21 protein-coding genes are annotated in these 24,766 nt (G+C 53.2%); 18 read left to right on the forward strand and 3 right to left on the reverse strand.

All coding sequences use genetic code 11. The features are described from left to right. Window positions 1-75 precede the first annotated feature (75 nt). The 4 genes from BM412_RS22240 to BM412_RS22255 all read left to right on the forward strand — a co-directional run bounded on the left by BM412_RS22240 (window position 76) and on the right by BM412_RS22255 (window position 3,933). A complete protein-coding gene (locus BM412_RS22240) occupies window positions 76-981 on the forward strand; it encodes an AraC family transcriptional regulator (protein ID WP_256256522.1) in 906 nt (301 codons plus the stop codon). Between the two features lie 133 nt (window positions 982-1,114). Then, window positions 1,115-2,143 carry an ABC transporter substrate-binding protein gene (locus BM412_RS22245; RefSeq protein WP_371264848.1) on the forward strand — a complete coding sequence of 343 codons (1,029 nt, stop codon included), beginning with the start codon at window positions 1,115-1,117 and terminating at the stop codon, window positions 2,141-2,143. A 70-nt stretch (window positions 2,144-2,213) separates the two neighbouring features. Beyond that, window positions 2,214-3,137, forward strand: a complete 924-nt coding sequence (locus tag BM412_RS22250) for an ABC transporter permease (protein ID WP_091223380.1) — start codon at window positions 2,214-2,216, stop codon at window positions 3,135-3,137. A gap of 1 nt (window position 3,138) precedes the next feature. Continuing rightward, window positions 3,139-3,933 carry an ABC transporter ATP-binding protein gene (locus tag BM412_RS22255; RefSeq protein ID WP_091223382.1) on the forward strand — a complete coding sequence of 265 codons (795 nt, stop codon included), beginning with the start codon at window positions 3,139-3,141 and terminating at the stop codon, window positions 3,931-3,933. 1,148 nt (window positions 3,934-5,081) lie between these two features. Here BM412_RS22255 and BM412_RS22260 read toward each other — a convergent pair. Next, window positions 5,082-5,924, reverse strand: coding sequence for an alpha/beta hydrolase (locus BM412_RS22260; RefSeq protein WP_091223384.1), 843 nt, complete (start codon window positions 5,922-5,924; stop codon window positions 5,082-5,084). Window positions 5,925-6,155: 231 nt separating this feature from the next. Here BM412_RS22260 and BM412_RS22265 point away from each other — a divergent pair, with 231 nt between their 5' ends. The 5 genes from BM412_RS22265 to BM412_RS22285 all read left to right on the forward strand — a co-directional run bounded on the left by BM412_RS22265 (window position 6,156) and on the right by BM412_RS22285 (window position 11,067). Further along, window positions 6,156-7,268 (forward strand): Gfo/Idh/MocA family protein, encoded by a 1,113-nt coding sequence (locus tag BM412_RS22265; protein WP_091223386.1) that lies wholly within the window; start codon window positions 6,156-6,158, stop codon window positions 7,266-7,268. Window positions 7,269-7,300: 32 nt separating this feature from the next. Continuing rightward, window positions 7,301-8,356: an oxidoreductase gene (locus BM412_RS22270; RefSeq protein ID WP_091223388.1), complete on the forward strand. Its 1,056-nt coding sequence runs from the start codon at window positions 7,301-7,303 to the stop codon at window positions 8,354-8,356. A 38-nt stretch (window positions 8,357-8,394) separates the two neighbouring features. Next, window positions 8,395-9,225 (forward strand): sugar phosphate isomerase/epimerase family protein, encoded by an 831-nt coding sequence (locus BM412_RS22275; protein WP_091223390.1) that lies wholly within the window; start codon window positions 8,395-8,397, stop codon window positions 9,223-9,225. Window positions 9,226-9,365: 140 nt separating this feature from the next. Then, window positions 9,366-10,121 carry a hydroxypyruvate isomerase family protein gene (locus tag BM412_RS22280; protein WP_091223391.1) on the forward strand — a complete coding sequence of 252 codons (756 nt, stop codon included), beginning with the start codon at window positions 9,366-9,368 and terminating at the stop codon, window positions 10,119-10,121. Window positions 10,122-10,251: 130 nt separating this feature from the next. Then, window positions 10,252-11,067 (forward strand): phytanoyl-CoA dioxygenase family protein, encoded by an 816-nt coding sequence (locus BM412_RS22285; RefSeq protein ID WP_091223393.1) that lies wholly within the window; start codon window positions 10,252-10,254, stop codon window positions 11,065-11,067. A gap of 541 nt (window positions 11,068-11,608) precedes the next feature. Here the strand turns inward: BM412_RS22285 and BM412_RS22290 are convergent. Then, window positions 11,609-13,573 (reverse strand): methyl-accepting chemotaxis protein, encoded by a 1,965-nt coding sequence (locus tag BM412_RS22290; protein ID WP_091223395.1) that lies wholly within the window; start codon window positions 13,571-13,573, stop codon window positions 11,609-11,611. A gap of 202 nt (window positions 13,574-13,775) precedes the next feature. Further along, the gene (locus BM412_RS22295; protein ID WP_091223397.1) at window positions 13,776-14,438 is read right to left on the reverse strand and encodes a GntR family transcriptional regulator; all 663 of its coding nucleotides are present in this window, start codon (window positions 14,436-14,438) and stop codon (window positions 13,776-13,778) included. A gap of 263 nt (window positions 14,439-14,701) precedes the next feature. On the opposite strand from BM412_RS22295, the gene BM412_RS22300 reads away from it, so the two are divergent. From BM412_RS22300 to BM412_RS22340, 9 genes are all read left to right on the forward strand, one after another. Beyond that, complete coding sequence (locus BM412_RS22300) at window positions 14,702-15,820, forward strand: mandelate racemase/muconate lactonizing enzyme family protein (protein ID WP_091223399.1); 1,119 nt, start codon at window positions 14,702-14,704, stop codon at window positions 15,818-15,820. Window positions 15,821-15,835: 15 nt separating this feature from the next. Continuing rightward, complete coding sequence (locus BM412_RS22305; RefSeq protein ID WP_091223401.1) at window positions 15,836-16,621, forward strand: SDR family NAD(P)-dependent oxidoreductase; 786 nt, start codon at window positions 15,836-15,838, stop codon at window positions 16,619-16,621. A gap of 65 nt (window positions 16,622-16,686) precedes the next feature. Next, on the forward strand, window positions 16,687-17,724 hold the full coding sequence (locus BM412_RS22310) for a zinc-dependent alcohol dehydrogenase (protein WP_091223403.1): 1,038 nt from the start codon (window positions 16,687-16,689) through the stop codon (window positions 17,722-17,724). Then, window positions 17,724-18,050: a cupin domain-containing protein gene (locus BM412_RS22315; protein WP_091223405.1), complete on the forward strand. Its 327-nt coding sequence runs from the start codon at window positions 17,724-17,726 to the stop codon at window positions 18,048-18,050. Before BM412_RS22310 ends, BM412_RS22315 begins: the two co-directional genes overlap by 1 nt. A 58-nt stretch (window positions 18,051-18,108) precedes the next feature. Beyond that, window positions 18,109-19,113: a DUF4432 family protein gene (locus tag BM412_RS22320; RefSeq protein ID WP_177246012.1), complete on the forward strand. Its 1,005-nt coding sequence runs from the start codon at window positions 18,109-18,111 to the stop codon at window positions 19,111-19,113. A gap of 921 nt (window positions 19,114-20,034) precedes the next feature. Then, window positions 20,035-21,744, forward strand: a complete 1,710-nt coding sequence (locus tag BM412_RS22325; RefSeq protein WP_091223409.1) for a stalk domain-containing protein — start codon at window positions 20,035-20,037, stop codon at window positions 21,742-21,744. A 27-nt stretch (window positions 21,745-21,771) separates the two neighbouring features. After that, window positions 21,772-22,485: a hypothetical protein gene (locus BM412_RS22330; protein WP_091223411.1), complete on the forward strand. Its 714-nt coding sequence runs from the start codon at window positions 21,772-21,774 to the stop codon at window positions 22,483-22,485. A 153-nt stretch (window positions 22,486-22,638) separates the two neighbouring features. Next, window positions 22,639-23,688: a zinc-dependent alcohol dehydrogenase gene (locus BM412_RS22335; RefSeq protein ID WP_091223413.1), complete on the forward strand. Its 1,050-nt coding sequence runs from the start codon at window positions 22,639-22,641 to the stop codon at window positions 23,686-23,688. 203 nt (window positions 23,689-23,891) lie between these two features. Next, the gene (locus tag BM412_RS22340) at window positions 23,892-24,743 is read left to right on the forward strand and encodes a helix-turn-helix transcriptional regulator (protein WP_091223415.1); all 852 of its coding nucleotides are present in this window, start codon (window positions 23,892-23,894) and stop codon (window positions 24,741-24,743) included. The last annotated feature ends 23 nt before the right edge of the window (window positions 24,744-24,766 follow it).

Consider the following 24,766-nt stretch of genomic DNA (forward strand, 5'->3'; position numbering starts at 1 on the left):
ATAATAGAGTATTATTAGGTGATTAACATCGAACGGAACGAATAATAAATCGGACAATTTGAACATAAAAAGGTGATGATGATTATGCTCCCGTTTCTTCTGGCAGATCAGTCTCAACGCAATAAACCTTTGCCGCTATCCGTCTATTGCATAGGCAGCCATGAACAGAAGCATTTGATAAGGCCCGAAGGATTCCCCACGCCGCAGCTGTTCCTGACTCGACAAGGGACAGGCATATTCAGTATAAATGGCAGCGAGCATATCGTGCTGAAGCCGGGCAGCGCATTGCTGCTGAGGGAGCATGTGATCCATGACTATTATCCGGCCTCCGCAGGCGGGCAGTGGGAGCTTGGTTTTGTGGCATTCCGGGGTGCGGTGGCGGAAACGATGCTGGATACGATGATGGGATCATCCAATACGGCAAAGGCCGGGGCAGCGGCAACGGTGGCAGCATGGGCTGAGCAGGATAAACATTATCTGTTCGAACCCACTAACTTTCATGAATTGTGGGAGAAGCTCGAGCAGCTGTGGCATCTGATCAGCGTAAGCGGCGAGGACGGCTATTGGGAAGCCTCGCTTGGCGCTTACGACTTACTGTTGACTGCTATTCGGGGCCATAGCGGGATGGAGCTGAAGCAATCGGTTACCCCCGGAGGCGACGGCAAAGCCGCGCTGAAAGCAGGCGTTCAGCTGATGCATGATCATTATAATGAACGATTGCTGCTTACGAATGTGGCCAGAGCGTCCGGTTACTCCGTGCAGCATTTTCATCGGTTGTTCGTGAGCAGCTATGGCATGACGCCGAATCAGTATATGAATCGCATCCGAATGAAGCGGGCGGTGCAGCTCTTGGAGGAGCTTGGAGGTGCGAGCGGCAGCGTGGAGAAGGTGGCCATGCAGCTTGGGATGGAGACGAGTTATTTTATCCGATTGTTCAAGAAAACGTACGGAACGACCCCCAAACAATGGAAAAACATTTAATTTGTTTAATAAATTGACGAAATTGTGTCCTCGCCGTTAGAATAAGGAATATCACTTTGGCACTTTTCCGAGTCAAAGCATATGTGCGTTAACGGGGTGCTAGACAAACATTAGATGAAAAGGGGTAATAATTGTGAAGAAAAAGATGATTGCTTCTCTCCTAATCTCAGCGGCTGCACTTGTAGCGGTTACTGGCTGCGGGGCCAAAAATGACAACACGTCAGGTTCTGGCAACAACGCAGACTCCAAAACGTATTCGATCGCGATCTCGCAATATGTCGAGCATCCGTCGCTTGATGCGACACGCGAAGGTTTCTTGGCTGCACTTAAGGATGCCGGCATTACTGAAGGTGATAACCTGAAGGTTGATATGAATAACGCACAAGCGGATGCCAGCAATAATCTATCTATCGCTCAGAAGATCGCTTCCAAAGACTATGATCTTATTCTAGGTATCGCAACGCCATCCGCGCTTGCAGTTGTACAAGAAGAGAAAGAAAATCCGGTATTGTTCGCGGCTGTAACCGATCCGCTCGCGGCGAAGATCGTCAGCAGCTTGGACAAGCCGGGCGGTAACGTTTCCGGTGCGTCCGATACGAACCCGGCAGCGATTACACAGCTGATGGAATTTGTCGCAAGTAAATTCACGAACGTGAAAACAGTAGGTATGGTCATCAACGAAGGCGAGCCGAATGCGGTTATTATGGCAGACCTGGCTGAGAAAGCACTTGCCGAGCACAACATCAAGCTGCTTAAAGCGCCTGTAACGGCAACTTCCGAAGTAAGCCAAGCGGCTGAATCGCTGGTTGGTCGTGCAGATGCACTATACATCGCACTGGATAACACAGTCGTAAGCAGCGTTGACTCCATCATTAAAGTAGCTAACGATAACAAAATCCCATTCTTCTCGAGCGATCGCGATACGGTTGAGAAGGGTGCTTTTGCAACGGTAGGCTTCAAATACTATGACCATGGCTACCAAGTCGGTCAAATGGCCGTTGAAATTTTGAAGGATGGCAAGAAACCGGCTGACATGAAAGTAACCGTACCGGAGAAGCTGGATCTTATCCTTAACCTGAAAGCCGCTGAAGCGCAAGGTATCACGGTTACAGACGAGATGAAGAGCGAAGTGAAAGATCAAGACACGAACATCATTAAATAAATAAAGGTTAATCGGAGTGGGCGGTTCCTGTCGCTCGCTCCTTTTCTATTTTATTAAGGAGGCTATGACGATGCTAGGATCAATGATCGGAGCGGTAGAGCTTGGTCTGCTGTATGCTTTAATGGCGATCGGCGTCTACATCACGTTCCGCATACTCGATTTTCCCGATTTGACTGTTGACGGCAGCTACACGACAGGCGGCGCTGTTGCGGCGATCATGATTACGCATGGCTATGAGCCGTGGATTTCAACCATTTGTGCGTTTCTTTGCGGGTTGGCTGCGGGTGCGTTGACGGGCCTTCTTCATACGAAAGGCAAAATCAATGGGCTGCTTGCCGGTATTCTGATGATGATCGCGCTTTATTCCATTAATCTGCGGATTATGGGTAAGCCGAACATTTCGCTTGTGAATACAGATACGTTGTTCTCCGCTATTTCGGATAATAGCTGGGTGTTCATTCCGGTTCTGGCCGTACTTGTGCTGCTCGTTAAGCTGCTGCTGGATGGGTTTCTTCATACGGATGTGGGTCTTGCGCTTCGTGCAACCGGCGATAATGCCCGCATGATTCGCAGCCTCGGCGCCAACACGGATACGACCAAAATCATCGGCGTGAGTCTGTCGAACGGACTCGTTGCGCTGTCCGGTGCGTTGATCGCGCAGGAATCCGGTTTTGCGGATATGTCCATGGGGGTCGGCACGATCGTACTTGGACTGGCTTCGGTTATCATCGGGGAAGCGATCTTCGGCTTCCGTACGGTGTTTCAAGCGACATTGGCAGCCGTTCTCGGCTCCATCGTGTACCGGATTATTTACGCGCTGGCTTTGCGCGTCGAGTTCTTCGATGCTTCGGATTTGAAAATGATTACGGCCTTAATCGTCGTGGCTGCGTTGGTCATCCCGACTGTTCGGCGTTCGATGAAGCAGAAGGCTTTGGCCCGCAAACGAACCCAGGAGCTGCTCGTTGCGGCCGGCAGCAAGGGAGGTCAAGCCTAACATGTTGGAAATTGCACAAGTATCCAAGTTATTCAATCCCGGAACGCCGGATGAGAAGATCGCGCTCATGAACATTCAGCTGAAGCTGAATCCCGGCGACTTCGTTACCGTAATCGGCAGTAACGGTGCAGGTAAATCAACGCTGATGAACATTATTTCCGGCGTTATGAAGCCGGATATCGGCGAAGTTCGCATCGATGGCAAAGCGATTCACCATCTGCCGGAGCATGAACGCAGCCGCTGGATCGGGCGCGTCTTCCAGGATCCGATGGCAGGTACCGCTCCGACGATGTCGATCGAAGAGAACCTGTCGATGGCATATATGCGAGGTAAGAAGCGGGGGCTTAATTGGGGCTCCAGCAAGGTGAAGCGCAAGCTGTTCCGCGAGCAGCTGCAGCGCCTTGGCATTCGCCTCGAGGAACGGATGAGCGCAAAGGTCGGTTTGCTGTCCGGCGGCGAGCGCCAAGCGCTCAGCCTGCTGATGGCGACGTTCACGAAGCCGCAAATTTTGCTGCTGGATGAACACACGGCAGCGCTTGACCCGGCTCGCGCGGAGCTCATCACGGTGCTAACCGAAGAGATCGTTCGCGAGATGAAGCTGACGACGCTGATGGTGACGCACAACATGGAGCAGGCGATCCGCCTCGGCAATCGCTTGATCATGATGGATAAAGGCCGCATCATTCTGGACATTCCGGAATCACGCAAACGCGACCTGACGGTTCCGCAGCTGCTCGGCGAATTCGAGCAGATCAGCGGCCGCCAGCTGGCGGACGATCGGATCGTCCTGGGGTAGAGATGTTAGAGTCGAGAATAGGCTGCGCGATGCAGCCCGTTCTCGACTTTTTTGTTGTGGCTGGCGGTGCGCGCCGTGGAGCCGTGGGAAGTTAGCGGGTGCGGGCGGTTAGGCCGCTCTCGCTGCTGTTCGGCAACCGGGCAGGCTCGCCTTCGGCGATTCTCCACCACCATAAGCGGCATATCCGCTAAAGGTGGCAGAAATGCGCGCGAAACATACACGTTAAGCGGATATGCCGCTAACAGTACCCGCAGCTGCGGAAAAGTAGCATTCCTCGCATGGACTCCACCACCATAAGCGGCATATCCGCTAACGGTGGCAGAGATGGCGCGAAAGGTGCACGTTAAGCGGATATACCGCTAACAGTGCCCGCAGCTGCGGAAAAGTAGCATCCCTCGCATGGACTCCACCCTCGATACATAGCTGAGAGTAGAAAAAAGCAACTCTCGGCAGAGGAAATGCCAATAAATAAAGCTGAGAGTCGCAAAATCCGACTCTCTGCATCGAAACCTCTACAACCCCGCTCGCGCCGGAGCGTGAGAGTCGCGAAACACGACTCTCACCGCCGAAACCGCTCAAAAAAGAAGCTGAGAGTCGCAAAAACCGACTCTCAGCATCGAAACCTCCACGAACCCGCTCGCGCCGGAGCGTGAGGGTCGAAAAACGCGACTCTCACCACCGAAACCACTCAAAAAAGAAGCTGAGAGTCGCAAAACCCGACTCTCAGCATCGAAACCTCTACAACCCCGCTCGCGCCGGAGCGTGAGAGTCGCGAAACCCGACTCTCACCGCCGAAACCGCTCAAAAAAGAAGCTGAGAGTCGCAAAATCCGACTCTCAGCATCGAAACCTCCACAATCCCGCTCGCGCCGGAGCGTGAGAGTCGCGAAACACGACTCTCACCGCCGAAACCGCTCAAAAAAGAAGCTGAGAGTCGCAAAATCCGACTCTCAGCATCGAAACCTCCACAATCCCGCTCGCGCCGGAGCGTGAGAGTCGTGAAACGCGACTCTCACCGCCGAAACCGCTCAAAAAAGAAGCTGAGAGTCGCAAAAACCGACTCTCAGCCCCCACAATCCCGCCCGCGCCAAGCCTGCGCCGAGAGCCCCACCGCCCACGCTACCAACCTCGCGCCAAGCGAGTCCCGAGCTACTCGCCAAGCTGCTTCGCCAGCCACTCCTTGACCGTGTCGAACACGTCATCGCGATCGAGCTCGTTGTGGAGCTCGTGCTTGAGGCTGGGCCATTCGATGAAGGTGCAGGGCGCGCCGGCTAAGTCGGCGAACTGCCGACTAGCCTTTATTGAGGTTACTTTGTCGCTCCCACCATGCATGAGCAGCAGCGGCAATCGCCATTCGGAAGCATGTTTTAAAGCCCATACCCCGGCACCTTGTACGCTGAGGAAGAAACGAGCGGTGATGGAGCCGTGGCCAAGCGGATCCTCCTGATATCGTTTGAGCATGACCGGATCAGAAGTCAAATGGTCACCGTTCATAGGTCTTTTATTGGTATAAGACGGGAATAATCGATTGATCACCCGCGCAATCATCACTTGGAGCGGAGGCGGGTTGAAGGCGAGCATTAGCCAAGGGCCCGTTACGATCACTCCGTTTACCTCCGGTTTCCGCCGGAGAACGTAGTTCAGCGTAACGTTGCCGCCCATGCTATGTCCGTATAGGAATACCGGTGCATCCGGGAAGCTCTCTTTTGCCGCAATCAGCATCGAATCGACGCCGCGAAGCAGCGCATCATAAATAGGTGTATGCCCGCGTTTGCCTTCGTTCTTCCCATGTCCGACCTGATCGAAGCCGAAGACCGCATACCCCGCTGCCGTGAACATTTCAGCAACATGCTCATAGCGACCGATATGCTCACCCATCCCGTGGATGAGACAAATAACGGCTTGAACGAGCTGCCGATTCTCGGGCCTCCATTCACAAGCATAACGAACGGTACCATCTTCGCACTGCAGCTGAAAACTACGCTCAATCATCATTCTGCCTCCCGTAGGCGCTCATTCCGCCAGATGCGATTTTTCCGAATTGTTCTCTACATTGCTAATTCAAACTTTACCATAGTAGAACCGGGAAAATAAATGTGAACGCGAATCCCCCAAATTTTAGACTGGAAAGAAAGAAGGAGATACGGCATTATAGAGAGAAGTTGAACGGTAGCAAGTTTATTCTAATAAACCTAATGGTGTTGGATCAGGAAAGGTGGACGTATGCGTAAAACGAAAGTAGGTATCATTGGCAGCGGCGCAATCAGCGGCATTTATCTGGAGAACTGCACGGGCATCTTCAGCGGCGTGCTTGAAGTTGTAGCCATTGCGGATCTGTTCGTAGAATCGGCGCAAAAGCGTGCAGAAGAGTTCGGCATTCCCAAAGCGTGCTCACCTCAAGAACTATTGGCAATGCCCGAGGTCGAAATCGTCATTAACTTAACTTCCCCGACTGTTCATACGGATGTAAACTTGCAAATCCTGCATGCCGGCAAGCATGTCTATGCGGAAAAGCCGTTCGCGCTAACACGTGAAGATGCGGACCGCGTCCTTGACCTGGCTCGTGAAAAAGGGCTCCGCGTCGGAATCGCGCCGGATACGTTCCTTGGTGCAGGCCTTCAAACCGCTCGCAAGCTGATTGAAGATGGCTGGATCGGTACGCCTTATGCGGCAAGCGGCTTGATCATTATGGGTAACGCTTACGATGCGATGCATCCTCAGTTCCACAATTACCTGCAAACCGGCTGGGATCCGCTTTTTGATATGGCTCCATACTACTTGACGGCATTCGTTAATTTGCTTGGTCCGGTTCGCAAAGTGTCGGGCTCCGTAGGCAATGTGAACCGTGAATTTACGGTAACGAATCCCAAATCGCCTCGTGTTGGCGAAACGGTGCCTGTTACGGCACCTATGCATGTTTCGGCCTTGCTGGAGTTCGATAACGGTGTATCTGCAACGCTGCAAGTTGGCAAAGAAAGCTTCGGTTATACGCCGCGCCTTGAGATTTACGGTACAGAAGGCAATCTGGTAGTTAACGATCCTAACATGTTTGACGGTGCAATTACGCTCCAGCAAGCAAACGGTACGGTGAAAGAGTTCCCGTATTCCCACGGTTTCTCGAAGAACAGCCGCGGCATTGGCGTAGCCGACATGGCTTACGCGATTCAATCCGGCAGACCGCACCGGGCAAGCGGAGAGCTGTCCCGTCATGTGCTTGATATTACAATTGGTATACTCGATAGTGCTGAGAGCGGCAAACATATTGCAGTTACAGCACCTTGCGAAGTTCCGGCTGCACTGCCGCTTGGCTTGAAATATAATCAACTAGACGCATAGCACATTTGAAATAAGATGGGGGTCTTCATATCATGAGTGAAAAAATTCGAGTTGGACTGATCGGTTACGGTTTTGCCGGCCGTATTTTTCATGCGCCATTTGTAGATGCTGTTGAAGGGCTGGAGCTGGCTGCCGTTGTTGAGCGCAGGTCCGCCCATTCCAAGGAGAAATACCCTGGGGTAAATGTCGTAAACGACGTCCGTCATTTGTACGAGGATCCGAGCATCGACCTCATTATCGTGACGACGCCGAGCACGGATCATTACGCGTTCGTGAAAGACGCGCTGCTCGCTGGCAAGCATGTGGTTGTGGAGAAACCATTCACACCGACTTCCGAAGAAGCGGACGAGCTGATCGCGCTGGCCAAAGAGCAGGGCAAAGTGCTGAGCGTCTATCATAACCGCAGATATGACGGCGATTACTTGACCGTCCAGGAGCTGCTTCGTCAAGGCATGATCGGCGAAGTAAGAGATTGCACCTTCTCATGGGACGGCTTCGATCCGGTCATGAGATCGACGAACTGGCGTGAAGGAGCACAGCCGGGTACAGGCGTGTTCTACGATCTGGGCGTTCATCTCTTCGACCAAGCCCTTACGCTCTTCGGCATTCCGGATGCCATTAACGGCGATGTCCGCGTGCAGCGAGAAGGAGCAGAGGCTCATGATTTCTTCGATGTGACCTTGTTCTATGGCAATCAGATGAAAGTAAGAGTGAAATCCTCGAAGTTTGTGCGCGAAGCCAGCCCGCGTTATGTATTGCATGGCACGGAAGGCTCTTTCGTCAAATACGGAACGGATCCGCAAGAGGCCGCGCTGATTGGCGGAGCGATGCCCGGCGATCGCGGATTCGGCATTGAACCGCGCGAAAATTGGGGAAAGCTCAATTCTTCGATCGGAAGCATGCATGTTGAAGGCGTTGTTGAAACGTTTCACTCGTCTTACAAGGGATATTATGACAATATTTACAAACATATCATCGGACAAGCGGAGCTGAATGTAAAACCGGAAGAAGCGCGAAATGCGATCCGTTTGATCGAGCTTGCGCTTCAAAGCAGTGAGGAAGGCAGAACGCTGCCGGTTAAGCTGTAGGCTGAATCACTCGTCTGCAAAATAGGAGGAACGAAGCTATGTTTCCATTCCAAGCGTCATTGAACGCATCGACATTATTTCCTTTTAAGCTGAATGTGCTGGAGCAGATTAAGGTTGCTGCCGAAGCAGGTTATGAAGGTATTGAGCTGTGGGTTTCGGATATTGAAGCTTTCCTTGCTGGCGGCGGTACTGCGGAGCAAATCAGAGAGTGTCTAAGCCGTAACAACGTTGTATTTGCAAACGCGATCGCTTTCTTCAAGTGGGCAGATGTCGATGCAGCTGTTCGTGCCGAGGGTTTTGCCCAAGCGGCTCGAGAGCTGCGCATGCTGGCTGAGCTGGGCTGCCGCGCTGCGGCTGCGCCTCCTTTTGGCGATGTGGCTAGCGTTTCGCTCAGCGACATGGGACAGTATTATGCGGAACTGACGGCGCTTGGCCGCGAGATCGGCATTGATGTTTACTTGGAGTTCTGGGGAAAAGCGAGCAAGCTTTCGACCGTTAACGAAGCGAAGGAAGTCGTTCTGGCTTCCGGCATCGAACAAGCGCAAGTATTGCTGGACCCGTTCCATATGTACACGGGTGGAAGCGGCGTTGAGGACTTGAAGGAGCTGCAAGGCAGTCAGATCGGCATCGTGCATGCCAATGACTACCCGGCTGCTCCTTCAAGGGAAGTCATTACGGATGCCGAACGGGTATTCCCCGGAGAAGGCGTTGCTCCTTTGAAAGAACTAGCCGAAGCGTTATACGCTTCGGGCTACCGTGGTTTTCTATCGGTGGAATTGTTCATCGAGGACTTCGGAAGCCTTACGGCTGCGGAAGTGGCGAGCAAAGGGATCACGACATTGAAGCAAGCTTTTCAGGTGGAAGGGTAACGAATTGGCGTATTACGAGGGCTGGGCATTCGGATCAAATCCGGTGCTCGGCCCTTTTCCAATATCTTCTTTACAGCCAGGCACCTGCAGTCCTATAATCGACTCGATAGCGCCAAATCAGGTTCTAAGGGGATGCTGTAATGAAACTGTCCGTATGTTTGGATGCTTTGTATCATGGGAAGGATTTTTTCGCGAGCTTAGAGGAAGTTCGCGGCATTGGGTATGACACCGTCGAGTTCTGGTCGTGGTGGGATAAGGACGTGGAACGTCTTGCACAAGTTGCAAGCGATTACAACATGACGATAGCGTCCATGTGCGTGAAGTCGGCGAATTTGGTCGATGAATCATTGCGAGAGGACTATCTGAATGGACTTCGTGAGAGTATTGTCGCTGCCAAGCAGCTTAACTGCCGCACTTTGATTTTGACGGTTGGGCAGGAACTTGTCGATGTACCGCGGGACGTGCAGCAGCAATCCATCATTGACGGACTTCGCGCGAGCGCGCCGCTTGTCGAGGAAGCCGGCATCACGATCGTGCTGGAACCGCTAAACACGCTTGTTGATCATAAAGGCTATTATTTATCTTCATCGGAAGAAGCTTTTCATATTCTCCGGCAGGTCGGAAGTCCGAATGTGAAGCTTGTCTTCGACATCTATCATCAACAAATTATGGAGGGCAATTTGCTTGCCAACATCCTTCCGAATTTGGAGCTGATCGGTCACTTCCATGCTGCGGGCAATCCGGGCCGTCATGAACTGAGCTCGGGGGAGCTGCATTATGGACGGATATTTGAGGCCATTGATGCCGCTGGTTATAAAGGCTACATGGGATTGGAATATTTCCCGGTTGCCGCGCCGGGGGTTGGGTTGAAGGAACTGCTCGCCGCTTCTCGATAGGGAGTATATGAGGCGTGGGCGGTCGCGGTCTCGGCAGCGGTATCAGTTACGGATGAATGGGCATTGGCAGGGGCAGTTGAGTAGTTCAAGATAGAGTATTTGCGCATGAAGGACAATGGGAGGAGCATGAATGATGAAGTTGACGGATGAGCAGCTTGCGTTCTTTGACACCTATGGCTTTATTAAGTTTGCCGGACTCTTGAAGGATGAAAATGAATGGATCACGGAGGAATTCGAAGCGGTTTTCCCGATGCTGGAGGAGAAACATGACGGCTCCAAGCGTACGATGATCGTTCCGTTCGTCGACCAACGCGAGCGGCTGTGCTCGTTGGTCGATGACCCGCGAATTGCCGGGATTGCTAAATCGCTGCTGGGCGAGGATTTCAACTACATGGGCAGCGACGGGAACTACTACACCGGCGACACGCCTTGGCATCGGGATGGGGAGAACCGGGCGCGCCGGCATATCAAGATGGCGTTGTATCTGGATGAGCTGGACGGGTCAAACGGAGCGCTTCGTGTAATGCCCGGGACGCATCGGTTGGATGACCAGTATGGACAGGATGCGGCAAAAGTTTGCCGGTCCATTGGCCAGCTTGGCATTCATGGTGCAGACCTGCCTGCACAGGTGCTCGATGTCGTGCCCGGCGATGTGCTGGTGTTCGACCACAATCTGTTTCACGCTTCCTTCGGAGGAAGCTCGCAGCGCCGAATGTTCACCTTGAACCTGTGCCAGCGCTTTAAGGATGAGGAGATTGATGAGCTGCGCAGCTATATCTTGATGCATGCCCATTTTCGCGGCGAGCACTATTACGGCAAAGCGATGCTAAACAGTGCCACTGAGGAGCGGCGCATCCATTTGGAGCAGGTTGACTCCGTCTGCGGCGACTTCGCCAAACGGACCGAGCACCTCCCGCGCCTGCCGATGCGGATCGGCATGCCTTAAATTGCAAAGCCCCACCGGAGAACGGTTATCCGTTCCTTGGTGGGGCATTTTTTTGTAGGGGAGAGTTGAGCTCACAGCGAAAGAAGAGTACCAAGGGATCTACATGGGAGTAACTTGGCAGAATGAGCGAAAGAAGGGGACGAGGGGATCTACATGAGAGTGAAATTGGTGGATTGTGCGAAAGAAGGGTGCGAGGGGATCTACATGAGAGCTAGTTTAGTAAATGTGTTGCTCAAGGAGCTACACTTAGCTCCATTTAGTCAAATTTCGATGAATGTGTTGCTTAGGGAGCCACACTTAGCTCGTTTCGACCGAGTTTCGGCGGAATGTGTTGCTCTGGGGGCTATTCTTTGCGAGATTCATCGGAATGAGGGAAAGAAGAGTACCAAGGGATCTACATGGGACACCGGAGCAGTTCCAGAACATGCGCGGCTAGCATTAGCATTGGCAACACCACCATCACCATCACCATAGCAACAAAAGGGCAGCAGCCTAAAGCCATCTCGCGATGCGCCTAAGAGCCGCTGCCCCTTCTCTATTTTTACAACTTAAACCGATCTACTCGTTCCTGCAAATCCTCGGCCATTTTGGTCAGGAAGGCGGCCGATGCGGCGATTTCTTCCATGGATGCCAGCTGCTGCTGCGCGGCGGCGGATACATTTTGCGCAGCCATTGCGTTCTCTTCCACAACCTCGGAAATCGCCCCGATTGCAGCTACTGTTTCTCTGCCGTCATTCGAAATCTGCTGCGAGACATAGGTAACCTCTTTAATCTGCGATTCCACTTCGAGCACAGAGCCTTGAATTTGCTTAAACAACACGCCTGCGCGGCTGATAACGGCAATTCCCTCCGTTACTTCAACCGATGTGGCTTGCATGGATTCAACGGCCATATGCGTACTGCTCTGCATGGATTGGACAACCTCGATAACGCCTTTGGAGGAAAGGGCGGTTTGCTCGGCCAGCTTCTTCACCTCTTGAGCGACCACGGCAAAACCTCTCCCATGCTCGCCGGCTCTGGCTGCTTCAATGGATGCGTTCAAGGACAACAGGTTTGTTTGGTTCGATATCTCTTGAATCATACCAACCATTTGACTGATTTCTACCGATTGAACCGACAAATTGGTAATGACTTGGGACAGATGCTCAAACGTGCGCTCGATCGACTGCATTTGCGCTACGGCAGTTTGAATCGCTTCATTACCCTCCGCTGAGATATGGGAGGTTTGAACCGCAACTTCGGTTACTTGCTGTGCATTGGAGGCGATCTCTTCCACACCTTTAGACATTTCATCGACCGAAGAGGAGCCGAGCTTTACGCTGTTCACTTGCTTCTCGGCGCCGACTGCCATCAGTTGAATGTTCTCTGCGATGAACTGTGTAGCGACCGACGTCTGATCGGAGCTGGCGGAGAGCTGCTCGGAAGATGCGGCGAGCTGATGAGAGGTTTCGTTTACCTCGGTGAGCAGCGTCTTCAGGGAATGAATCATATCGTTGAAGCTTGTGCCAAGCTGCGAGATTTCGTCATTGTTGCCGTGTGATGTATCGATAGCAACCGTTAAATCGCCTCCGCTGATTTGTTTGGAAACGGTGATCAATCTTCGAATCGGAGCGACGATGGAGCGGATGATGAAATAGATGAGCGCTGCGCCGACAACCATGCAGATCACGATAACAAAAATGGTTTGATACAGAATGGCTGCCGCATCCTCATTGATTTCATCCACGCTGAATGTACCCGCAAGCTTCCAGCCTGTCATGGTGTTCGTTATGACGGATTCCTTCATCGTCTGGCCTTTCTCTTCGTAGGTGAAAAAGGCGGAATCAGCTGCATACATCGGCAATGCGATTGCTGTAGGCACGGGAGCTCCGGGCTGCGCCTTCGGGTGAATCAAGTAGGTTTTGTCTGCGCCGGAGATCGTGACATAACCGTCCTTGCCGATCTTCACCATCTGAATTTGCTTGGATAGAGCGCCTAGATTAAGGTCAACGCCGATAACAAACGAATGATCCGGTGCGGATTTGGCGATGGTCACGACGATTTTGCCGTCAGTTGCATTAACATATGGAGCAGTAACGATAATTTGGCCGTTCTGTTTCATCGCTTGCTCATACCAAGGGCGTGTCCGTGGGTCAAAATCCTCCGGCAGCTCCTGCTTAGGTGTGAGGAGCATCTCACCTGTTGCGGTGCCGACGAACGTGTTGTCAATCTCCGGGTGAAGCTTCCCAAACTTCTCGAGTTTGCCCCGCAGGTCAACAGGATCAGCCGCGGATAGACTTTGCGAGAGGAAATCGACGTCTCTGCGAATCGGCTCGACATAGCCGGTAAGCATTTGATCCAGCACGCGGACATTTTCGTTAACGGTCGCGTTCATTCGTTCTTCAATTTGATCTTTGGCGGTACCGTACGAGAACCAGCCAATGGCAAGGCTCGGAATAAGCAGGATAGCCGTAAAAGCCAGAATGAGCTTGTTTCGAAGCGTTAGTGCGAATAAATTGCGTTTCATGAATAGGACCAACTTTCTATTGTCTCATTTTATGGAAGCTGTGGTTCATTGCAGGCATTGTGACATGAATCATTATCCACCTAAACTATTAAATAATGTTGTGAAAAGGTGTGGAAAACGATTAGGTTTTTGTTAGTTCTGTTAGCGCGCACAGGGGAAAATAAAAAAACGAGACCATTGCGGTCTCGTTTAAGGAGAAGAATCATGATTTGGTAAAGCAAAGCAGATTGTCGTCGCTGTGGAGATGGATCAGAATCGCTTGCTGGATCAGTTCCAAATCCTTCGTTCGAAACGCATCGAGCAGATCCTGATGATCCTTCTCCATGTGGTCCAAGTCGTAGAACGGCAGGTTTTTGGAGAAATGCAGGCGGATCTGATTGACGATGCTTTGCCATGTGAGCATGACCGTGCGTTCAGAAGCCATTTCCAGAATGGACTGGTGAAAAAGAATGTCCAGATCAACGAGCCGACTCTTCGTGCCGCTCGCCACAGCTTCTCTCATCTCATCGACGATGCTCTGCTGCTTGCTGAAGAAGGGCTCGTCCAGCTTATCCAAATACCGTTTCACCACAAACCACTCGATATGGAAGCGGATCGGCATGAGGATGTTCTGCACTTCATCGGCGTCGAGATCGGCGACGATCGTTTCTTTATAGGGAACGGAGAGCAGCAGGCCTTCGCGTTCGAGCTGGCGAATTGCTTCGCGAATAGGGCCGCGGCTGACACCCATTTGCTCTGCAATCTCCATCTCTTTAATGCGCGCGCCGGGCTGCAGATGTCCGTTAAGGATCGCTTCTCGTAAATCGTGCGTCACTTTCTCGCGAAGTGACGTATTTGCTTGCTGCTTAAATGTGAATTCAGCCATATCAGAATTGCTCCCTTATAAGAGTAAGACCCCCATGATGGTGCCTGGTAAACCGGATAAATCCTAGTATACGTTGAATGCTTAGAAAATGCACTTAGTTTGTATTTTGTTAACAATCGACAATAAACAATTAGGGTGAATATTGTTGACAATAATTCAAGCCCAGAACTACAATAAGTTTAATTCAATGTAAGCGCTATACATGATGAATGCGGCGAACATTTTACGGCATGAAGATATTACGCGAGCAGGGGGAACCGGCAATGAGAATTACAGAAGTGGAATCGATTTATTTGCGTATTCCGGATTTGGATGCTGAGCGCTGCGATGGTACGCAGGATACGCTTATGATCCGCATTCATACGGATGAAGGGATTACCGGCTATGGTGAGGTTGACTCTGTTCCGCTTGTGGCGAAGGCTGCCATTGATGCACCGCCTTCTCACTCGATTGCTACGGGTCTCCGCTCGCTACTAATTGGCGAAAATCCGCTTGAAATCGATCGTCTGTGGGACAAAATGTACCGCGGTACGATCTATTTCGGCCGCGGCGGTCCGGTCATGCATGCGATGAGCGGCATCGATATGGCGCTGTGGGATATTGCCGGCAAGAAGGCCGGCCGTCCGGTGTCCGAGATGCTCGGCGGCACCTATCGTTCCAAGCTGAAAGCTTATGCGAGCTCGCTTATGCCGGACACGATTGAAGAAGCGGTTCGCCTGGCAGGGCAGTTCGCTTCGGAAGGTTACAAGGCAATGAAGTTCGGCTGGGGGCCGATCGGCCGCGATCCCAAATTCGATGAACAGCAAATTCGCGCCATCCGCGAAACCGTGGGCGAAGACACTGACGTGATGATCGACGGCGGTCTGGCTTGGGATCTGAAAGGCGCACTCCGCATGGCGGAAGTGTATGAGAAGTACGGCGTGTTCTGGCTTGAGGAGCCGCTTCATCCGGAGGATCTGGTCGGCTATCAGGAGCTGTCCAGACGGACGACGCTACGCATAGCAGGCGGGGAGCAAGAGAGCGGCGTAACCGCGTTCCGCCGGTTGATTGAAGATGGCGGACATGATATTGTCCAACCGGATTTGGGCCGCTGCGGCGGGCTGACCGAAGGCAAACGCATCGCGTACATGGCGCATGAGCGTCATAAGCTTGTTGTACCGCATGCGTTTAAGACGGGGATTCTGGTTGCGGCGAGCACGCATTTTGCTGCGGCGATTCCGAACGGATTCATGATCGAGCATACCGCTTCCACTTCGCCGCTTGCACGCGACTTGGTTTCGGAGGCGATTACGTTTAAGGACGGCTACGTGTACGTACCGGATCGTCCGGGTCTTGGCGTTACGGTCGATGAAGCAGTCGTGGAAAAATATCGCGTCAAATAGGGGGATTCATCTCACATGGAAAAAGCAGGGAGGTTCGAAAGCAAGGTCGCGCTGATTACAGGCGGCGCAACAGGTGTCGGCTATGCAACGGCATGCCGTTTGGGCTCGGAAGGCGCGATCGTCGTCATTTCGGGACGCCGCTCGGATGTCGGAGAGCATGCTGCAGCTGCGCTAGTCGAGCAAGGTTATCGCGCTTCGTTTATCGCATGCGATGTGTCGGACGAAGCGGCGGTTGCCGCAATGTTCGCGCAAGTGGAGGGGGAGTTCGGGCAGCTTGATATTCTCGTCAACAATGCGGCTACCTTCGAACCGATGCGATTCCTCGGTGCAGAGATGAAAGACTGGCGTAAGGTGTTCGATATTATCGTCGACGGCACCTTCCACTGCACGCAAGCGGCTGCGCGCATGATGACGGCCAAGGGAACTCGCGGATCGATCATCAATGTGTCCTCGATTAACGGCAGCCGCGCGCTGGAGGAATCATCGAGCTACAATGCGGCGAAAGGCGCGATGGACCAGTTGACGCGCAATACGGCGCTGGAGCTGATCGATGCCGGTATTCGGGTGAACTCGGTTGCGCTCGGGTTTATCGAGACGCCGATGTCGGTGGTGGATGGCGTCAAGGAACATGAGACGGCGTGGTTTCAAGATATTTATGTCGCCCGCGGCAAAATCGCCCAAAGGCGTCAGGGGCAGCCGGAAGAAGTGGCCGGCGTCATCGCGTTCCTTGCATCCGAGGATGCATCGTATATGTGCGGTGCGGTCATTCCGGTTGATGGCGGATTGTCAATAACCTTTTGATAAACGAGAGAGGTGCGGGAGTATGGCTCCTTGCGCCTCTTCATCCTGAGAGGAGATTAAAGGCTATGCGAGCACTTATCTATGAAGGTCCGAAGGAAATGAATGTAAGGGAAGTCGAAGCACCGATCGCCGGGGAAGACGAAGTTGTCATTCAGGTCGCGTACAGCGGGATCTGCGGTTCGGAGCTGAGTGGATACTTAGGCAAAAACTCGCTCCGCAAGCCTCCGATGATCTTCGGCCACGAGTTCTCCGGCACGATTGCCTCCATGGGCAGCCGGGTTGAGGCATCCGGCGCTTGGGCGATTGGACAGCGCGTCACGGCGAATCCGCTTGTAACTTGCGGCCATTGCGACAGATGCGCGAGCGGCAGGCAGCAGCTGTGCGTCTCGAGGAAGCTGCTTTCCGCGGCGCTGCCCGGCAGCAACGCGGAATATGTGAAGATTCCGGCAGCCTTTGTCTATGCGGTGCCGGATGGCATGACATTGCAGCAGGCTGCATTGGCGGAGCCGACTGCATGTGCGGTGCGTGTCGCGGAGCTCGCGGCTGCGAAGCCGACGGACAAGGTGCTTATTCTCGGCATGGGGCCGATTGGGCTGCTGGCTCTGCAAGCGGTGCTGCAATATGGCGTTAGTGATGTCATTGCCGTGGACATGAACGAGGATCGCCTTGCGATTGCGCGTCGTCTTGGCGCGAAGCATGTGATTTGTCCAGCCGGCGTAGATACGCTGGAGGAAGTGAAGCGGCTGACCGGCGGCAGCGGCGTGAACATTGCCATCGATGCCGTGGGTGCGGGATTAACGCGCAAACAGTGCGTTTTGGCTTGTGCGACCGGTGGTCGGGTTGTTTTCACGGGGCTGCATGAGGAAGAGTCTGCGCTGCCGATTAATATCGCGATTCGGAGCGAGATTACGATGACGGGTTCTTTTGCCTATTCGGCTATAAATTTCCGCACGGCGCTTCAGTGGTTGGAGGAAGGCCGCATTGGACTCGATGAAGGCGTAATAGAAGCGCCGCTTAGCGAAGGCGCGAAGTGGTTTGAGACGTTGCTCGGGTCGCCGGGCCATGTGTCCAAAGTATTGCTGGTTCCGGGAGGTGCGTCGTAATGCCGCGTTTTGAAGAATGGCACTCGCCGATTGCCGGCATTAGCCGCAAAATTTTCCGCCCCGGCCAATCGATCATGAGTATGATGCTTACGCTAGACTCGGGATCGATCGGTCCCGCACATTCGCATCCGCATGAGCAGCTTACTTTTGTCATCAGCGGCAAAATCGCCATGACGATGAACGGCGAAACGATAATTGTCGGCGCAGGCGAGCAAATTCACGTGCCCGGCGATGCGGTGCATGAGGTGAAGGCGCTGGAGGATACGGTGATGATCGAGAACTTTACGCCGTTGCGCGAGGATTTGCTGGCTACGATAACGGAGTAGGGAATCGGGATTGGCTGGTTAGAGAAGTAATCTGTGAGGCGAAAGGGTGGGCATACCTGTGACCGTTACGGTGGATACGAATTGGACGTATAACGACATTCGAACGGTGCTGCTGGAGAATGAGCTGCTCCGTGTCATCATTATGCCGGACCTTGGCGCGAAAATATGGCAGATCACGTTCAAGCCGCGCGGCAAAGATCTTCTGTGGCATCATCCTCGGATGAAGCCGCGCAAGCTTGCGCTGCATACCGTCTATGACGATCATTTTTTCGGCGGCTGGGATGAGCTGTATCCGAACGATATCGCGGAGACGATCGATGGCGAGCCGTTCCCGGATCACGGGGAGATCTGGACGCTGCCGTGGCAGTATGCGCTGGAGCGGGTGGACCCTGCAGAAGTCACGCTTCACATGTGGGTGGAGACGCCAATCAGCGCAACGCGCTTGAGCAAGCGAGTTACGCTTCGCGCCGGTGAATCGAAGCTGCGCTTTGCCCATACGATTACGAATCTCGGCCGCAAGCCGCAGCCGTATTTGTGGAAGCTGCACGCGGCGATGGCAGCCGATGAGCATTCGCGGATTGATCTGCCTGCCCGCACCATGGAGATGGAGGGCTTCGGCTCGCCGCGTACGGGTAAAACCTCGTACAGCTACCAGTGGCCGTATTCCGAGGATGACGCTGGCGAGGTGCATGATATGCGGCAAGTGCTGCCGCACTCGTCAGGCGTCAGCGAGTTCCAGTATGCCACGGATATGCAGGCTGGCTGGTGCGCTTTGACGCATACGCGGGAAGGCATCGGATTTGGCCTGAGCTATGATAACCGCGTGCTGCCCACATGCTGGCTGTTCGCATCCTACGGCGGCTGGCGCGAGCTGCAAACCGTCGTGCTGGAGCCATGTTCCGGCTATCCGGTCGGGCTGCAGGACGGACTGGATCGCGGAACGCATCAGGTCTTGCAGCCGGGAGAGACGGTGTCTTGCGCCGTCATCGCTACGGTGTATGAGGGGCTGTCCGCCGTCGAGCATATCAATGCAGACGGTGAAGTGACCGGCAAGGCGGGTTGAGCAACCTGTTGCTCTAATGCTAGTTAGCGGTTGGCCGAGAGCAGGATTTTCCTACTCTCGGCTATTTTTTTATGCTGATTTGGAGCTGAGAGTTCGGTTTTCGAACTCTCAGCTATTTTTAAGCGCTAATTTGGATCTGAAAGTTGGATGTCGGAACTCTCGGACGCCGAATAGGAGGTTAATTGAAGGGATTGCCAGCTGAGCGTTCGATTTTGGAACTCTCAGTTGCATATTGATGCTGGTTTGGAGCTGAGAGTTTCATTTTCGAACTTTCAGACGGCGAATGGTGGGTTAATTGTAGGTGCAGCCAGCTGAGAGTAGGATTTTCCTACTCTCGGCTATTTTTATGAGCTGATTAGGTGCTGAGAGTCGCGTTTTCCGTCTCTCAGTCTCCGAACAGGGGGGGGTAGTTGGTGGTAAGGTTTGCTGAGAGTAGGATTTTCCTGCTTTCAGCTACTCTTATGTGTTGATTAGGTGCTGAGAGTCGGATTTTCCGCCTCTCATTTTCCGATTAGGGGGTTAGCTGGTTAGATTGCTAGCTGAGAGTAGGATTTTCCTACTCTCAGTTCTTTTTATGAGCTAATTTGGAGCTGAGAGTCGGATTTTCCACCTCTCAGTCTCCGAACAGGGGGGAGTTGGTGGAAAGGTTTGCTGAGAGTCGGATTTTCCGCCTCTCAGCCTCAGAACAGGGGGTTAGTTGGGGGGATGCCGGCTGAAAAGTTGAGTTTCGACTTCTCAGAGGGAGAACCTTGCGAGAATGGAGCAACTATGGAGCGATGGCGACACCTTAAGCGGAATAGCAAATTTTTCGCGTTCGCAGCAGCGTTGGTGGAAGAGTCGCTGGAAAGGCATGTAACTTTTCCCTGTGAGCCTCGTCTATAGAGGTGAATCGCAAACGAGAGTTGAGAGGAGCATGTCGCAATGAAGTCATGGAAACATACCACGCTTGCGCTGGTGGCGGCCGGGATGATCATGTCCAGCACCGCCGTAGCCGGAGCCTCTGCACAAACGAACCCGGATCCGAATGCGGGCTACGATGGCCAAGTGATGCCGGCTGTGTCGAATAAGGTGCCTTTTGCTAAGCCGGTCTGGACGGTAGAACTGGACAAACCTACGATAGAGAACAGCTACCAAGCCCCGATTGTGATCGATAACGGCACATTTTTCACCATTAAGGCCGGTGTGCTGCAAGCGCGCTCGATACTAACCGGCAAGCTGGTCTGGTCTTACGGCACGAAGCTGCAGGCCGGAGCCATCCAGCTTCAAAACGGCAGCTTATATGTAAGCGGCCAAGACGGCGCGGTGTATCAAGTGGCTGCCAAAACAGGCACGGCCAAACGAATCTATCAGGCGAATAAGAAGTCCACATTCAGCCAATTTAAGGTGGAAGGCAATACGCTGTATTTTGCCTCCTCGCTGGGGCTTGTCTCGGTTAATCTCGCAACGGGTCATGAAAAATGGCGCAATACGGATGTGAACAGTATTCCGGCGAAGGTCGGCGGCAAGCTGCTCGTGATGGCGATGGAGTCCGGCGCGATCACGGTGACGACTACATATGCCATAGACGAAGCTACCGGCAAAACCATGTGGCGGCTGGCGGGCAGCCATTCGCATGTGCTGAAGGTGGATGGCGAGAAGCTTTATTTTGAAAACGATTGGCCGAAGAACGATACCACCAAATTTCTCGTAGAGCTGGATGTTGTCGATCTGCAAACGGGCAAAGTCATCGATACGAAATCTTTTGTCCCCGTGGAGCAAGGGGAAGATCCGATGTACCAATACGCAACGAAGCTAGTGATTGAAGGGGACGAGGTCTATGTATCCACCAAGGACCATCAGGTCTATCACTATAATTTGAATGCCGATCCGGCGGTTGTGAAACCGGAGCTTATCCAGGATGACGGGACATGGATCGCCGGACCTTATAACGGCAAGCTGATTTATAAGAACGGAGACAACATCGGTCTGCATGCGCGCAAAATAGTCGATCATTCGCAGGTTTATTATCAGGGGCTCGACAATCCGGCCAGCCGAGTCGATCTTATCGATTCGGGCCTGTATGTCGGTCAGACCGACGGCGAAGTGTATGCGCTGAACGTTGCGACAGGCAAAGCCCTTTCCCGCTATCAAACTTCCGCGCGGAGCTACGCTCCTTTCCAAGTGGCGGGGGATAAGCTGCTTGTGCAGGCAGAAGGCAAGCTTTACGCGCTTACGCTTCCGGCTGAACTGCGTAAGCCGATCAGCGGCACAGGACTCGGAACCGGAGCGTTTACCAAAGCGGATGCCAGCCTCTCCATCGATGGCCAGCTCAAGAAATTCGAGCCCAGCATGATGACGACCGGCAATCGGATGCTGGTTCCGCTTCGTTTTCTCGTGAGCGAAATCGGGGCCGCAACGAGCTACAATGCACAAACCAAACAAACTACGGTCACGCGCGGTGACCGCTCAATTATTTTGGCGGAAGGAGCACCTTTTGCGACTGTGGGAGGCGGGCAGACCGCGTTGTCATATGCGCCTGTTGTGCTGGGCGGCAGCCTATACATTCCGGTCAGCGATATCGGCAAGCTGCTCGGAGTCACGGTGACGTGGAACGGGGGAACGCGAACGGTTGAAGTGAGCACGAAAAATTAGCCATGCGATCACGCCGGAGATGATGATATGAAGAAAAGAATAGTATCGCTCCTTCTGCTGCTTGTTTGCCTGACGGGATGCAAGAACGAGGAGACTTCGATCTCGCTCGCGGATGTCACAGAAATCTTTGGCCAATCCGGAATCGCCCTCATACCGATGCAGGACGCGAATCCGGCGGCAGTATTTTCGAAGACGTACAATGGCATCACACCCAGCCGGTTTGAAGTGGATAAGAAGCAGGACATTAGCATTTATGTATATCCCTCCGCGGGGGAGGCTGTTAAGGGGATTAAGGAATTCGAGGACCAGACAGCGGCCGCCGATGTGATTGCGCATGCCCGTTATCAAATTAACAATATCGTGCTTTATGACATCACGGATCTTAAGCCGAACAGGGATCGTGTAGCGAAGGTGATCCGGGACCTGCGCGGTTTTGCGGCAGTTTCCAATCCCCGGATGGATCTGTCCGAGGCGGACAAAGCGAAGTACCGTGAAATCGCTTGGGCAACCGTCGATGAGGAGCAGCGCAAGCATGTGATTGGACTCAGTACAGATGCCGAAGTGACAACGATGATCATGAACAATCAGTGGCTTGTGCCGAATAAGGATCGTACTAAGCTCCGTTACCATAAGCTGGTTACCGTAACGTTCAAAACCGATCAAGACGGGCTGCTTGGCCCTATTGTTGTCGTGATTAATCCTGTTAATCATGAAGTGGAAGGCTTCTTTCCAAGGTATTAATTATCGCGCGCGGGCTCTCCCTAATCACCTGTAGAAATGACAAAAACTGCTGGCGTTCAGAGATGGAGCGATCAAACGGCGAATGCTACGATAGCTTCAGGTTCCACTTGGTTACTTGCCAGCATGTGGATGTTGAAGGAGAGGGATGAGGATATGACGGCACAACGGTTGGACTTTATTGCTCCAAAGGAAGTTGCTTTTGCAGCGATCGACGATCATAAGCTGGAAGCGAAGGAAGTCAGACTTACGACGCTGTACTCGGGCATTAGCGCCGGAACGCAATTGACGGCCTACCGCGGAATGAATCCTTTTGTGAAAAAGCAGTTCAATCCGGAGCAGCGGATCTTCACGGATCGAATCGAGGAAGAATCCTCCTTGTATCCGGTGCGGGGCTGCTGGGGGTATGAAGAGGTTGGCGTCGTTTCGGAAATCGGCTCGGCCGTTAACGATATTAAAGAAGGCGATGTCGTATACGGGACTTGGGGGCATAAAAGCTCGCATGTCGTGACAGAGGACTTCGCGCGCGATCATCTGCTGCCGCAAGGACTTGATCCACTCGCCGGTATTTATTCGCAAATGGGTGCGATCGCGCTGAATGCGATTCTGGATGCGGACATTCACATCGGGGAAACGGTTGCCGTGTTCGGACAAGGCGTGCCGGGGCAGCTTGTTGCTCAGTTGGCTAGGCTGAATGGCGCGGAAGTGATTGCGATTGATCTCGACGATTATCGGCTCGGGTTCTCCGAGCGCTTCGGAGCAGCGCATACGATCAATTCGCGGAATTGCAGCGACGTTGCCAGCCGAATTAAAGAGCTGACAGGCGGCAGAGGAGCCGATATCGCGATTGAAATTTCCGGAGCTTCCGGCGCGCTGCATGAAGCGATTCGCTCGGTGGTCTACAACGGCCGAGTGGTGACCGCGGGTTTCTATCAGGGCGGAGCGAAGGACCTGTATCTCGGCGAAGAGTTCCATCACAACCGCGTTCAGCTCATCGGCTCGCAAATCAGCGGCATCAACCTGCAGCTGACGAATCGCTGGGATCGTCTGCGCATGGAAAGGACGATCATGGAGCTGGCATTGTCCGGCCGCCTGAAGCTGCCGGAGCTTGTCACGCACCAAGTACCGTTCGAACAAGCGGCAGATGCTTACCGGATGCTCGATCTCAATACGGAGAAATCCCTGCAGGTCGTATTGAAATTTTAGCGGTGGTGCTTGAAAACTCCGGCGAGGTTGCCGGAGTTTTTGTTTAGATTTGGGGGAGAGCCTCCCCGAGCTCATTGTGCGACAGTGGACGGAAATCCCCCCGCAGCAGACAGATTTCCCTCACGAGGTCAACCGAGGTGTTTGTATAATAGAAGGACAACCGCCCACGCGCCTCATCGAGTGGGGCAGTGAGGAGTCTGACCATGAAGAACAATCATCCGTGGCTTCCGCTTATTGAGAAAGCCTCGCTGCATATGCTGGAGCATGATTTGCACAGACGAACCGAGCTGCGGCAAGTGAACCGCAAGCTCCCTTTCTATATTGCATCCTACATCAAAGAAGGCTCGTGCAGGCTGCATATTGCGGGCCGCGATTATTTTGCGGGACCTGGGGATGTCGTGCTGATTCCCCCTTACGAGCTGCATGACCATGTCAAAGACACGAACGAGGAAACGGAATTTCTCTGGTGGCATTTTACGCTGCAGGTCGCGGGCTGTATCGATGCCCTGCAGGCTTTTCGTTTTCCGGTTATTTTTCGATTACCGGAGCCGGAGCAGTTTGAGTCGGTGTTTCATGAATACAGCAGGATAGCAGACGGAATGAGCTCGCTGTCGGGCAGCCTGATGAAGAAAGCCAAAGCGCTCGAACTGGTCGCCATTCTGATTGACGCCGCCATCCATCATCCGGATGTGCTGCTGAAAGCGGAGCATTCCGATCCGTTCATGAGCATGATGACGGAGCTGCTGGACAATCCGGAGCGCCGAATCGATCTTGCCGAGCTCGGCAAACGCTATTATATGCATCCCACCTACATTGCGGAGCGCTTCAAGAAGCTGTTCGGCATTACGCCGACGAGGCTGCAGCTGCAGCTTCGGCTTCGCAGAGCGAAGCAGCTCCTCGAAACCGAGAGCCGTCCGATCACGGAGATCGCGCGGTTGAGCGGATATGAGGACATTGACGATTTTTCGCGCTTTTTCAAAAGCAAAACGGGCCTCTCCCCGCTCAAATACCGGACAAGCCGCTTAGCCGGCGGAGCAGGCAGCCAATTCAACTAACCTTAACTTATTGGAGGACGTAT

Origin of the sequence: Paenibacillus sp. BC26 (assembly GCF_900116125.1) — a bacterium.
In the GTDB taxonomy this organism is placed as follows: domain Bacteria; phylum Bacillota; class Bacilli; order Paenibacillales; family Paenibacillaceae; genus Paenibacillus_Z; species Paenibacillus_Z lignilyticus.

Bases quoted from the DNA above. Each gene is read 5' to 3' on its own strand.
- BM412_RS22240 (WP_256256522.1), top strand. From the start codon at position 76: ATGATGATTATGCTCCCGTTTCTTCTGGCAGATCAGTCTCAACGCAAT.
- BM412_RS22250 (WP_091223380.1), top strand. From the start codon at position 2,214: ATGCTAGGATCAATGATCGGAGCGGTAGAGCTTGGTCTGCTGTATGCT.
- BM412_RS22255 (WP_091223382.1), top strand. From the start codon at position 3,139: ATGTTGGAAATTGCACAAGTATCCAAGTTATTCAATCCCGGAACGCCG.
- BM412_RS22260 (WP_091223384.1), bottom strand. From the start codon at position 5,924: ATGATTGAGCGTAGTTTTCAGCTGCAGTGCGAAGATGGTACCGTTCGT.
- BM412_RS22265 (WP_091223386.1), top strand. From the start codon at position 6,156: ATGCGTAAAACGAAAGTAGGTATCATTGGCAGCGGCGCAATCAGCGGC.
- BM412_RS22270 (WP_091223388.1), top strand. From the start codon at position 7,301: ATGAGTGAAAAAATTCGAGTTGGACTGATCGGTTACGGTTTTGCCGGC.
- BM412_RS22275 (WP_091223390.1), top strand. From the start codon at position 8,395: ATGTTTCCATTCCAAGCGTCATTGAACGCATCGACATTATTTCCTTTT.
- BM412_RS22280 (WP_091223391.1), top strand. From the start codon at position 9,366: ATGAAACTGTCCGTATGTTTGGATGCTTTGTATCATGGGAAGGATTTT.
- BM412_RS22285 (WP_091223393.1), top strand. From the start codon at position 10,252: ATGATGAAGTTGACGGATGAGCAGCTTGCGTTCTTTGACACCTATGGC.
- BM412_RS22290 (WP_091223395.1), bottom strand. From the start codon at position 13,573: ATGAAACGCAATTTATTCGCACTAACGCTTCGAAACAAGCTCATTCTG.
- BM412_RS22295 (WP_091223397.1), bottom strand. From the start codon at position 14,438: ATGGCTGAATTCACATTTAAGCAGCAAGCAAATACGTCACTTCGCGAG.
- BM412_RS22300 (WP_091223399.1), top strand. From the start codon at position 14,702: ATGAGAATTACAGAAGTGGAATCGATTTATTTGCGTATTCCGGATTTG.
- BM412_RS22305 (WP_091223401.1), top strand. From the start codon at position 15,836: ATGGAAAAAGCAGGGAGGTTCGAAAGCAAGGTCGCGCTGATTACAGGC.
- BM412_RS22310 (WP_091223403.1), top strand. From the start codon at position 16,687: ATGCGAGCACTTATCTATGAAGGTCCGAAGGAAATGAATGTAAGGGAA.
- BM412_RS22315 (WP_091223405.1), top strand. From the start codon at position 17,724: ATGCCGCGTTTTGAAGAATGGCACTCGCCGATTGCCGGCATTAGCCGC.
- BM412_RS22325 (WP_091223409.1), top strand. From the start codon at position 20,035: ATGAAGTCATGGAAACATACCACGCTTGCGCTGGTGGCGGCCGGGATG.
- BM412_RS22330 (WP_091223411.1), top strand. From the start codon at position 21,772: ATGAAGAAAAGAATAGTATCGCTCCTTCTGCTGCTTGTTTGCCTGACG.
- BM412_RS22335 (WP_091223413.1), top strand. From the start codon at position 22,639: ATGACGGCACAACGGTTGGACTTTATTGCTCCAAAGGAAGTTGCTTTT.
- BM412_RS22340 (WP_091223415.1), top strand. From the start codon at position 23,892: ATGAAGAACAATCATCCGTGGCTTCCGCTTATTGAGAAAGCCTCGCTG.